We start from the raw sequence: 11,684 nt of genomic DNA on the forward strand, positions 1-11,684 counted from the left end.
CTCGGCCAGATCAGGCCATCCGAGGCAGCGTGGCAGCGCGACACCGGACGGACCACGGAGACAGCAGGCGACGGTCGCCTTGCCCGGCACAAGCGCGATGGACCAGTCATCGCGGTCACGGCGCCCATGGCGTGCACAAGGGAGGATCCGGCTGGAACGGGGGAGGCGAGATGCTGGACAGGTGACCCATCATCCCGACTCGGTGGGGCGTGGCGTGGATGTTCCCGCCGAGCGCCACCCTGCTTCGGTTCAGCCGCGCGATCCCGATGACGGCGCGGGCAGGCGTGCCGCGGAAGGGGATGGCAGGCGAGGCTGATCAGGTCCCGCGCCTTCGGCGAACTCTGCGTCTGGACGGCCAGCGGTGGCCTGCCTCGGCTGGGCGCCGGCGCCCGCAAACGCAGCCAGTTGCACGGCAGCGGAGACACCCACCACGAGGCCGCCGATCGCCGCGAAGACGTGGCGCCAGGTTTCCGACGGCACGAGCAGCGCCGAGATCCCGAGCACCGCGTGGTAACCAGCCACGGCTGCCGGTGCAGCGAACAGCAGCGCGATGACGGCCCGCAGGGCGAGCGAGCGTACGGAGGCGAAGAGCAGCTGCGCGGCGAACAGCGCGATGACCCCCGCGACGATGCCTACGACGACGGCGCCGACGACGCCCGCGCCCGTCTCGAACGCCCACATGCCGACCGTCAGTCCGACGAAGAACGGCACGGCGTAGATGGCGAGCGTGAACAGCAGCACGAGCATCGTGCCGAGGCCGAACAGGCTGACGATGACACCGAGCGTCATGCGACCCTCCCCGGTCGAGGCGCGATGATGCGCCGCGATTGTAGCGGATCGCCGGCGCGCAGCGGTTCGCCTTTGCGTGAGCGCATCGTCGTGCGGGCGGCGCTAGCCGCCGCCCCCGCGGAAGTCGAAGAGCGGGATGCCGAGGCGCTTCGCCTTGTCGGCCAGGTTGTCGGTGACGCCCGAGCCGGGGAAGACGATGACGCCGATCGGCAGCGTCTCGAGCAGCGCGTCGTTGCGCTTGAACGGCGCGGAGTTGGCGTGGCGGTGCCAGTCCGGCTTGAAGACGATCTGCGGCACCTTGCGCTGGTCGGCCCAGCAGGCGGCGATGCGCTCGGCGCCCTTCGGCGTGCCGCCGTGCAGCAGCACCATCTCGGGGTGCTTCGCATGCACGCGGTCAAGCGCGGCCCAGATGCGCTGGTGATCGATGCATTCGACGCCGCCGGCAAAGGCGATGCGCACGCCCGGGGGCAGAAGAGGCTCGGTCTCGGCGCGGCGCCTCGCGGCCAGGAAGTCGCGGCTGTCGATCATCGCAGCGGTCATCGTGCGGCGGCTGACCATCGAACCCGCGCGCGGGCGCCAGGCGGAGCCGGTGTGATGCTCGAAGTGCTCGGCGGCGGCGTCGCGGAGGAACTCGAAAGCGTTGCGGCGCTCGATGAGCGTGAGGCCCTGGGCGAGGAGGCGCTCCAGCTCGACGGAGCGGACCTCGGAGCCGTCCTGCTCGCGCTGGGAGCGCTGTTGCGCAGCCTCGTTGGTGTCGAGCTCGCGGCCGATACGGTCGATGCCGCGATGAAAGAGGTTGACCAGCGACCAGAGCAGGTCGGGCAGATCGGGCTCGATGCGCGTCTCGCCCAGGCTGGCGACCAGTGCGTCGAAGATGTCGGCGACGGCGCCGGAGAGGCGATCGGGATCGGGCAGTGGCCGCGGGTCGGGCTCGTCGGCGAAGGGGCGGTAGCCGTGGAGCTGGAGCTCGTCGAGCAGGTGCGCGGTGGCGCAGTCGGCGTGGGTGGGTTCGGCGTCGTCGAAGCGGTCGGTCATGGCTGGGTCCTCGCTGTCACGGGCCGCGCCCATCGCGGCCTTCGTGGCGATCACCCGGCCGGGGTCGGGACGGACCGGCACCCACAGGCGAAGCCGGAGGGCCGCAGCGCAGCGGAGGACGGCGGCGCGCGGCTTTCTTGCCTCGCGAGGAAGCGGCCCGTCAGGGCCGCGGGGAAGAAAGCTGCGCGACGGCGTTGCGGGGAGGGCCCGGCTCCGGCCCGATCGCCGGAGAGAAGGTCGTGGGAGCGGTCGGTAGCGAGGTCACTTGCCGAGTGCCTTGCGCGCGAACGATGGCGAACCCACGCAGACCTGCGTCATTGTCAATCCCACATGCCGAGGTCCGATATCGGCCGGGAGCAGACTGTCCGCTGCCGACGATGGGATCGCAGAAGCGGTCGTGCAAACACTGCTGGAAGCACGGGATACCAACGGCTGAATTGACCCACTGCATCACGATCAGGCAAATAAAACGGCCATGCCGGTAAGAATTTTGGGTGAGTCATGGATTCACAGGGTGGAGATCTCTCCAGCGAAGCGGCTGCTCTTGCCGACATCCTCGAATGGTCGGTCAATATTCCGGATTGGCAACGGGACGCGCTGCGACGCCTGTGCGGTCAGGCGAATCTGGAGCCTGCGGACCTGACGTCGCTCATGGCTATCTGCAAGGGTGCGGAGCAAGGCTCACCACTCGACGCGACCCATGTTCGAGATCCCGCCGCCAGTCACGCCGTCGTTCGTCTCGGCGCGCTCCACGGCCTTTCGAACGTCAACGCGCTCGCAGCAGGGCAACGCCTGTCCTTTGGAAAGGCCGGACTGACGGTCATCTACGGCGACAATGGCGCCGGCAAGTCCGGCTATGCCCGTGTTCTGAAGCAGCTCTGCCGTGCGCGCTCCCCCAAGGGCGATGCGATCCTGCCAAACATCTACGCGGCCGCTTCCGGCACGCCGTCCGCCAATGTCGAGTTCTATGTTGGTGGGCAGACGCGCAACGCCTCCTGGACGCAAGGTTCTCCGACCGACGCTATGCTCTCCGCGGTCAGCGTATTCGATTCACGCACTGCAAATGTCCATGTCGAGAACACCAACGATCTTGCCTACACGCCCATGCCGCTTCGCATCCTCGCTGGACTCGCGCAGGCCTGCCAGGACGTGAAGGCCAAGCTGGCCGCCGAGATCAAGGCGCTACAGGAGCAGACGCCAGCCGTTCTTTCCAAACCCGAGCGCAAGCCCGAGACAGAGGTCGGCAAGCTGGTCGCTACCCTCTCCGGTAAGACCAAGCCGGAAGCGGTCGAGAAATTGGCGGGCCTCACTGCCGACGAGGAAAGCCGGCTTCAGACCCTCGTCACCGATCTCGCCAGCGATCCGACGCGCACACTGCGCCAGCTCCAGGGCCGTGAAACCCGCCTAAAGACTATCATCGAGCATCTCGAACGGCTGACGGGCGTCGTGACTGAGGGAACTCGGACCGCGCTGCGCGATGCCCATTCGCGTCTCGGCACTGCACGGCGGGCAGCCGCTGCCGCTTCTGCGAACCTCTTCGCCGACGAACCGCTGCCCGACATCGGGTCGGACGTGTGGAAGTCGCTTTGGGAGGCCGCCCGCGTCTACTCTCGCGCGTCAGCATATCCGGAGAAGGGCTTTCCCTTCACCGACGCCGGCGCGCATTGCGTTCTCTGTCAGCAGCCCCTCAGCGAAGAAGCCTCGAAACGCCTGAGTAGCTTCGAGGCCTTCGTCCAGGACGAGAGCAAGCGGCGGGAGGAAGAGGCTGAGACGGCCTATGACGAGGCGCTGGAGGATGCCGCGACGAAGGGCATCGCGATGGCCGACGTCCCGGCAATCATCGCATTGATCAGGGACGATCTTGGACAAGAGGCACTCGCCACGTCGGTTCGTCGCGAGATTCTGGCGCTCGCCTGGCGCCTGCGCGCCATCCTGCGCACCCATCATCTTCAAACCCTGCCGACCCTGCCGCCGGCAATCGCGGTTTCACTGGATCCCTTGCGATCCGCCCTTTCCGGCTTGGCGACCCGCATGGAAGCCCTAAGGTCTGAGGCAAACTCACCTCAGCGAGCTGCGCTCGTGGCCGAACGCGATGGGCTTGCCGATCGCAAATGGCTCGGCGTCGTGCTGGCTGATGTGCTCGCCCAGATCACGCGCCTCAAGGCTGTCGAGGATCTTGAGAAGGCGAGCAAGCACACAACCACGAACAAGATCACCACCCAGAGCGCCCGGATCGCGCAGGCCCTCGTCACCGATCGGCTGCGCGGGCGTTTCGCGATAGAGGTGGACAAGCTTGGCGTGGCAGGGCTGGCCATTGAGCTCCAGCAGGCGAGAACGACCGCTGGCGTGCCCCTCTTTCAGGTTCGGCTCATCAACAAGCCGAGCGAGCCGGTCGGCAAGGTGCTGAGCGAGGGCGAACATCGCTGCGTAGCGCTCGCCGCGTTCCTGGCGGAACTCTCCACAATCGACGCACAGTCGGCGATCGTCTTCGACGATCCCGTTTCGTCGCTTGACCACCTGCATCGCGACCGCGTCGCGGCGCGCCTGGCCGAGGCCGGCCAGACGCGCCAGGTCGTGGTCTTCACTCACGACATGGCCTTCCTGCTGCTGCTTGAGGAAGCCTGCCGCGCGACCAAGGACCGCGAAGCGACACCCATCACCTATCGCCTTATTAGCCGTGGCGGCGAAAACTCCGGCTTCTGCCATCAAGATCCGCCCGCCACTGTCATGCCTATCGACCACGTGCTCAACGGCATGAAGACGCACCTCTCCAACGTGAAAGTCCATTACGAACGTGGAGATCAAGCCAACTGGGTGCGAGAGGTTACTTCTTTCCAGGACCAGTTGCGCACGACATGGGAGCGCGCCGTCGAGGAAGTTGTCGGACCGGTGATCCGGCGACTGCAGCGCAAGGTTGATACGACCGGTCTCATCAAACTCACCGTTCTCACCGAAGACGATTGCAGGGCGATGCGCGAAGCGTTCGGCAGATGCTCGACGCTGCTTCATAGCCAGCCCGGAGAGATCAACCGGCCTCCGCCTTCGCCTGATTTCATTGAAGCGGAAATCTCAGCACTACAGGTCTGGCTCGCGAGCATCCGGACGCGGCAGGCGAACGCCGCATGACAGAACGTTTCTCGCTGCCGCTTCGCAGGTGCGACCTCTTCCCAGAATATCGACGGTGGTTGCGGCCGACAACCAGCCGGCCGAGTGTTTGCCTACAATCCACCGCAGGCATTCCAGGCAAGAGCGCCTGATGGGCGAGGGAGTATATCCACTCCGGAGTGCGCCAGCATCGGCGTTTGACGAACGACATGGGCGCGAAGCAGAGGACGCGGATGCAGACGCTGCGCTGACCGCCTTGCCAGACATCAGCCGGCGGCGGCCGCCAGCAGACGGGCTGCATCCTGAGGTGCAAGCTGGACCCGTACCCACGCGGCCAACTCGGCAGGGCGGATCCGGCGGAGATCGTCGTTGAAATCGAGGGTGTGTGGGCGCAGTGCGACGGCTTCGATCGGGTGCCGCTCCGTGCGCCCGGCGAGCATCGTAGCAGCGTGCGAGCCAGCCTCGTCATTGTCCTGGGCGATGTAGATGCGGCGAAGCGGGCCTGGCGGGACGAGCGCCGCGAGATGACTCGCCGATAACGCTGCGATCATCGGCAGCGTGGGCAGGATGCACCGAAGCGCAAGCATGGTCTCGATGCCCTCGCCGATGGCGACGATATCGGTCACCACGCCGAACCGCACGCCATTCCCAAGCAACCGCCCCATCGCCCGCCGCGGCGTCGCGATCGGCGCCTTGCCGCTGCCGTCGCGCGCGAGCCAGGTGCGGTGCACGCCGGTGATCGTGCCGTCGAGGTCCGTCACCGCGGCGAGCATCGCGGGCCACGTCTCGACCGGCGTATTCTCGTCAGCGCGGTAATAGCAGCGCGGGTGGAAGCGCAGCGCGGGCAGGTCGTCCAGGTAGGTGATGCCGCGCGCGCGTAGATAGGTCTCGGCAAGCGTGCCTCTGATTGGCTGCCCGGCGTGGAACAGCCGACGCGCCGCTTCCGGCGAGCCAGTCGCGACCGGCGCGCGCGGCTCCGGCCGCTGTGGCGCGGGCAGGCTCAGGAACCGCCGCGCCTCTTCCAGCACGTCGCGCAAGCTGTCGAGCCCGCGCGCCCGGGCGATCAAGTCCAGTAGGTCACCATGCTCGCCCGTCGCGGCATCGGTCCACTTCCCGGCGGCGCCGCGGCCCGCCTCCGGCCCGTGCAGCCGCACGAACAGGCTGCGCCCCGGCGTGTTCGTGACATCGCCCACGGTCCACCAGTTCCCCTCGCGTCGGCCGTTGGAGAGGTAGTGGCGGCAGACCGCCTCGGCGTTGCGGGCCAGGCGGCGCGCGAGCGCGGCAGCATCCTCGCGCATCGGTCCCTCCATGAAGATGCGGGCCCGCCTTGCGACGGGCCCGCGAGGTGCAGGGAGGCCGGTTACTCGGCGGCGATCGCGGCGGTGGGGATCGCCGCGGCCTCAGTGTCCTCGGCCGGCGGCGCCGAGGCGATGGCCGGTTCGCCGCCTTCGGCCGCCGATTCCGCTTCGCCCTCCGGCGTGGCCTCGGTCTCCGGCTCCATCGCCGCGAAGACCTGGCCCGGCGTGCGCAGCGGCTCGGGCACCCAGGCCGTGCCGGCAAGCAGCTCCTCGGCGGCCGTCGCCATCTCCGCCTTCTTCAGGCCGACGAGGCGCTCCGCCGCCCGTGCGCCGCGCGCCTCCCGCACGGCGGCGAGGATGCGGCCCTTGGTGACGCGGCCGAGATAGGCCTCCGCCGTCGGGCGCCAGCCGACCGCGGCCATGTCGAGGCTGACCGCCTCGGAGATGCGGTCGGCATGCGCGATCGCCTTGGGCCGGCGGTTGTAGGCCTCGTGCACTGCGTTGACTGTCAGCCCGACGCAGTGCGCGAACAGCGCCTCGCGGCTGTCGGCGTCGAAGCCGGCGAGGACCGGCCAGAGCTCGCCAGGCTCCGTCGGCATCTGCGCCTGCCAGCGCGCGTGGCGGGCCTCGATGGCGCGCGCCGAGGTGGTGTCGGCGAGGCCCGGCGCCTGGGCCGAGAACAGCGCGCTTTTCGGCTCGATCTCCAGGCAGGAGTCGAGGCCGTAGCGGTAGAACAGCCGCACGCAGAGCGCATGCAGCGCAGCGAGGAAGGCCGTCTGCGGATCGGCGGCGAGCGCATCGCGCAGCGCGAGGGTGCGGTGCGCGGTGAGCTCGGTCAGCAGCCGGTCGGGCAGCGGGCGGATGCCCTCGTCCTCCTCCGTTGGCTCGGTGCGCGGGGCGGCCGTGCCGGTGTCGGGCTCTGCCGTGGTCTCGCCCTCCGTCTCCGGATCGGCCGGGGGCGGGTCGGTCCCGACCTGCTCCTGCTCTGGCTCGGCCGCGACCGGCGGTTCGTCCTCCGACCGGACATACCCGCGCTCGGCGCGCAGCGCGCCCGAGCCGTCGATGCTGACGAAGACACCGGCCCGCGCCATCTCCTCGGGGTCGTAGGTGACGGGCCGGTCCTCGAAGGCGGCGAGCGCCTCCTCGATCTCGGCCAGGCGGCGGTCGGTCTCCTCCGGCACCTCATCGGCCTCGGCGCATTCCTGCTCCAGCCGGTCGAACTCGGCCTGGAGTGCCCCGCGCCGAGCCGTCTCCTCCTCACTCAATGGCTGCGCCTCGCCGGCCAGGCGGCGCAGACCGTAGTTGTGGCCGTAGGGGAAGTCGGATGCGGCCTCGACCCAGCGCCAGCCCTCGGCGCGGATCGCCTCGGCCTCGCGCTCCAGCCGCTCGCGCGCGAGCCGGTCCAGCAGCCCGGCATCCTGCCACCAGCCGCCATCATCGGGCTGGAACAGGTCGCGCAGGATCAGCCCGGCCGCCGCCTCGTAGGCCTCGGCGCCGACGAAGCGCGCCCGCTTGTCGGAGGCGCGGACGGCGCCCTCGGTCAGCAGGCGGCGGATCTGGTAGGGCTCCTTCGTGTGGGAGCGCTGCAGCGCCTCCCACACCTGCTCCTGGCGCTCGTGATCGGGGCTGACGGTGAACGCCATCAGCTGCTCGAGCGTCATGCCGTCCTCGGCGTAGAGGTCGAGGAGGTGCGGCGAGACGGCGGCGAGGCGCAGCCGCTGCCGGACGACGCCGACCGACACGAAGAAGGCCGCGGCGATCTCCTCCTCCGAGCGGCCGCGCTCGCGCAGGGCCTGGAAGGCGCGGAACTGGTCGAGCGGGTGCAGCGGGGCACGCTGCACGTTCTCGGCCAGGCTGTCCTCCTCGGCGATGCCCTCGGTGCGGATGATGCAGGGGATCGGCGCGGTGCGGGCGAGGCGCTTCTGCTTCACGAGCAGCTCGAGCGCGCGGTAGCGCCGGCCGCCCGAGGGGACCTCGAAGGTGCCGGTCTCGCGGCCGTCGTCGTCCAGCACGGGACGGACGGTGAGGCTCTGCAGCAGGGTGCGGCGGGCGATGTCCTCGGCCAGCTCCTCGACGCAGATGCCGGCCTTGATGCGGCGGACATTCGCCTGGCTGAGGACGAGGCGGTTGAAGGGGATGTCGCGCGAGGCGGAGAGCGCGACCTTCGGGGCGGACTTCGACATGGGGGTTCTCCATGACGGGCCGGCCGGGAGCCTCTCTCCCGACCTTCAACCCGTCACGAAGACCGCCTCGGCCCTCTCACTCTCTCCGCGCCGCCATTACGACGGGAGGCAGGTTCCACACCTCCGCGCCGGCCGCTCGATAGGCATCCGCGATAGCCGCGAGCGGCGCGTAGGAGAAGGCACCCCAAGGCGGTGCGCTTGCGGGCTCACCGACCGCCACCATCGGGCCGCGTACCGCGAGATCGCAGACGACCTCGAAGGGGAGAGCGCGGCTGTCGATCACCGGCAGGCCAGCGGCGATGCAGGCCGTCTTGATGGTCTCGTAGTCATGCCCGCTGAGAAATGCGCCGCGGGCGAAGTACAGGGTGAAGCCGCCGCGGCCGATAGCGAGGTGGCCCCCCTCCGTGGTCAGTGCTTCGCGGATGTAGTGGCCGTAGCGCTCCTCCGCCTCTGGCAGGATGAGCGGGGCAGTGGCGTTGCGCCCGCGGGTCACGATACCACCTCTGCCGCGTCCGCGTCGGCGTTGACCGCTTCGGTCTCGGGCGCGAAGGCGAGCAGGTAGTCCGCCGCCTTCGATGCCGCGCTCGCCGCGCGGACGATCGCGCGATTGTCCTCGCGCAGCACTTCCAGCCAGGAGCCGACATAGTCGGCGTGCCGCACCGTCGGCACGATGCCGAGCGCGGCGCACGTGAAGGCTGCGGTCATCTCGGCGACCAGCTCCTCCTGCGCGTACTTCTTCGAGCCGAAGCTGTTGGCGATCTCGCGGCCCAGGCGCGACGCGTGCCCCGTCCAGTGGCCGAGCTCATGCAGCGCGGTCCGGTGCCAGTCGATCGGCTGGAAATAGGCCTGCGGCGGCGGCACGCGGATGAAGTCGCCTAGCACGTCGTAGTACGCGCGCTCCCCACCGATGCGAAGGTCGGCGCCGGAGGTAGCGATCAGCGCCTGGACCCGCGGCTCGATGAGCGAGGTATCCGCAGGCGGCGCCGTCGCCGCGAGCTCGGGCGGCAGGCCATCGCACTGCTCGACATTGAAGACGGTGAAGCGCTTGAGGAAGTGGATCGCGCGGGCGTCCTTGCCCGTCTCCTGCGCGCGCTGCCGCTCCTCGCCGGGAATGAACCGATCGGCGTAGACGACGGTGGTGCCACGCTCGCCCTTGCGTACATTGCCGCCGAGCGCGAGCGCCTGGCGGAAGGTGAGCCAGCTCTGGCCGGTGTAGCCACGCTCAACGACGGCGCCCCAGAGGATCAGCACGTTGATCCCGGAGTAGCGGCGGCTGGTCGCGGCGTTCTTCGGCAGGGCAAGCGGCGCGGCCACACCGGAGGTTCCCCAGGGCTGCACCCAGGGCAGGCGCCCGGCCTCGAGTTCGGCGATGATCCTGTCGGTGATCTCGTCGTAGAGGTTCGCGCGATCAACCGAGGCTCGGCCGCTCGGGGCCGGCCGCGTCGCGGAGCGGGTCATGGCAGTTCTCCATGACGGGCCGGCCGCGAGCCTCTCTCTCGGCCCCAAAACCCGTCACGGCGACAGCCGCCAAACTCTCACCCTCTTCGGCGCGGTCAGACGTCTACGTCGCCAGCGGAACACCATCCGATTTGCGCGCAGCGACGCGACGCGGCACTACGGCACTCACTCTCGGCTTTTCTCTGCTCAATAGGTGCCGCTCGATGGCGATAGCGATCGTCACGGAGCGGCACATGTCCGAAAGCCAGCGCAGCGTCCCCGCCCTTCGCCGCACCCTTCGAAGGCACGAGCTGCGGGATCTCGTCCCGCTATCGGACACGACGATCTACGAGATGGAGCAGCGGGGCGAGTTTCCACGACGCTTCCATCTGACGCCGCGTTGCGTGGCTTGGGACTATGCAGAAATCGCAGCCTGGCTCGCGGAGCGGCGGCACGGCGCTGACAGTGGCCGATCAACGCGCGGGCCAATACCCAATGTCAGGATGCGGCGGACACGGCCTGTGAAGGCATGACGTCAGTGGGCCCAAGCTGCATCGTCGGCGGATAGAGCGTGGGCACCCGCTTCTGACCGCTGCACCATGCGTCGATCATGTCCGCCCACTCCTGGAGCATGTGTCGACGCTGCGGCTCATACTCCGCCTTGTTGTAGACACCGCGCGACGATCGATTGTCCTCATGGGCAAGGCTTTTCTCGATCCAGTCGCTGTTAAAGCCGAGCTCGTTCAGCAACGTCGCGCCAGTGCGCCGCAAGTCGTGCACCGTGAAGGCGCCCAACGGCAGCCCGCTGGTCTTCGCACGCCCAACAACAGCGTAGATGACGCGATTGAAGGTCGCACGAGACATCGGCTGGTCGGCCTCATAGCGGGACGGCAACACATAGGGTGAATTGCCAGCGCATGTTTTCAGCGCGACCATGATGTCGAGTGCCTGTGGCGCCAGATAGACGTTGTGCGCACGCGAGCGCTTCATCCGGTCCTTCGGAATGGTCCAGACAGCGTTCTCAAAATCTACCTCGTCCCAGGTTGCATCGAGCAGTTCGCTCTTGCGCACCATGGTTAGGAGAATGAGGCGGAGCCCGAGCCGTATGGTCGGCAGCGTTGCGACGTGCTCGATTTGGTCGAACAGAATGCGGATCTCCGACGGCGAAAGCGCGCGATCCTTTGGCACGAAGGTGGCGATTGATGCCGGCCCTACTTCGTCGGCCGGGTTCGCAATCTTCTCGCCATGCAGGATCGCGTGGCCGTAGATCTGCTTGATGATGTCGCGAACATGGATTGCGGTCGCGGGCGCGCCGCGCTCCTTCACTTTGGCGCAGAGCCCGCGCAGGTCGTCAGGCGTGATCTCCGAAAGGAACCTGTTCTTCCACGTTGGTAGGATGTCTCGGTTGAAGATTGCCTTGCGCATGGCCCTCGTACTCTCGGCCATTCGCGCGCCCTCGAACCAGCGCTTTCCGGCGGCCGCGATGGTGAGTGCTTCTGCCGCGCGGCGCTTCGCGCGCTGCTTCTCCTGCGCGGGCGACTGTCCGCCCGCAACGATCTTCCGAGCAATGAGGCAGCGCTCGCGGGCTTCGGCGAGCGTCAGTCCGCCAAGTCCGTAGGCGCCGAGGGTCAGCGTTTCGCGGCGCCCGTTCAGCCGATAGTCGTAGCGGAACGAGATCGCTCCTGACGGCAGGACCGCGACATACATACCGTCACGGTCAGCAACCTTGTACGATTTATCTTTTGGTTTCAGCCGCTTGATGGCGATATCGGTTAGCATGGCATCCTCCTCAGCGACTATGATACGCCCCGCTCGGGGGCCGTCCATACCGTCAGCG

9 protein-coding genes are annotated in these 11,684 nt (G+C 68.3%); 2 read left to right on the top strand and 7 right to left on the bottom strand.

Annotation, left to right across the window (positions count from 1 at the left end; all coding sequences use genetic code 11):
* Positions 1-249: 249 nt before the first annotated feature.
* Both ACTIE5_RS23135 and ACTIE5_RS23140 read right to left on the bottom strand, forming a co-directional pair.
* On the bottom strand, positions 250-789 hold the full coding sequence (locus tag ACTIE5_RS23135; protein WP_439552088.1) for a hypothetical protein: 540 nt from the start codon (positions 787-789) through the stop codon (positions 250-252).
* A 102-nt stretch (positions 790-891) separates the two neighbouring features.
* Entirely contained in the window at positions 892-1,824 is a 933-nt protein-coding gene (locus ACTIE5_RS23140; RefSeq protein WP_439552089.1) for a DUF2493 domain-containing protein, read from the bottom strand.
* A 501-nt stretch (positions 1,825-2,325) separates the two neighbouring features.
* On the opposite strand from ACTIE5_RS23140, the gene ACTIE5_RS23145 reads away from it, so the two are divergent.
* On the top strand, positions 2,326-4,950 hold the full coding sequence (locus ACTIE5_RS23145) for an AAA family ATPase (RefSeq protein WP_439552090.1): 2,625 nt from the start codon (positions 2,326-2,328) through the stop codon (positions 4,948-4,950).
* Between the two features lie 245 nt (positions 4,951-5,195).
* Here ACTIE5_RS23145 and ACTIE5_RS23150 read toward each other — a convergent pair whose 3' ends face one another.
* The 4 genes from ACTIE5_RS23150 to ACTIE5_RS23165 form a co-directional block, all read right to left on the bottom strand.
* Positions 5,196-6,227: a DUF7146 domain-containing protein gene (locus ACTIE5_RS23150; RefSeq protein ID WP_439552091.1), complete on the bottom strand. Its 1,032-nt coding sequence runs from the start codon at positions 6,225-6,227 to the stop codon at positions 5,196-5,198.
* Between the two features lie 62 nt (positions 6,228-6,289).
* Positions 6,290-8,410, bottom strand: a complete 2,121-nt coding sequence (locus ACTIE5_RS23155; protein WP_439552092.1) for a ParB/RepB/Spo0J family partition protein — start codon at positions 8,408-8,410, stop codon at positions 6,290-6,292.
* A 76-nt stretch (positions 8,411-8,486) separates the two neighbouring features.
* The gene (locus tag ACTIE5_RS23160) at positions 8,487-8,903 is read right to left on the bottom strand and encodes a hypothetical protein (protein ID WP_230165389.1); all 417 of its coding nucleotides are present in this window, start codon (positions 8,901-8,903) and stop codon (positions 8,487-8,489) included.
* Positions 8,900-9,868: an ArdC family protein gene (locus ACTIE5_RS23165; RefSeq protein WP_439552093.1), complete on the bottom strand. Its 969-nt coding sequence runs from the start codon at positions 9,866-9,868 to the stop codon at positions 8,900-8,902. Before ACTIE5_RS23165 ends, ACTIE5_RS23160 begins: the two co-directional genes overlap by 4 nt.
* Before the next feature lie 233 nt (positions 9,869-10,101).
* On the opposite strand from ACTIE5_RS23165, the gene ACTIE5_RS23170 reads away from it, so the two are divergent.
* Positions 10,102-10,380 (top strand): helix-turn-helix transcriptional regulator, encoded by a 279-nt coding sequence (locus ACTIE5_RS23170; protein ID WP_439552374.1) that lies wholly within the window; start codon positions 10,102-10,104, stop codon positions 10,378-10,380.
* On the opposite strand, the gene ACTIE5_RS23175 is transcribed toward ACTIE5_RS23170, so the two are convergent.
* Positions 10,346-11,626: a tyrosine-type recombinase/integrase gene (locus ACTIE5_RS23175; protein ID WP_439552094.1), complete on the bottom strand. Its 1,281-nt coding sequence runs from the start codon at positions 11,624-11,626 to the stop codon at positions 10,346-10,348. The genes ACTIE5_RS23170 and ACTIE5_RS23175 overlap by 35 nt on opposite strands.
* Positions 11,627-11,684 lie beyond the last annotated feature (58 nt).

The sequence above is a fragment of the Falsiroseomonas sp. genome, assembly GCF_051859025.1.
In the GTDB taxonomy this organism is placed as follows: Bacteria; Pseudomonadota; Alphaproteobacteria; order Acetobacterales; family Acetobacteraceae; genus Falsiroseomonas.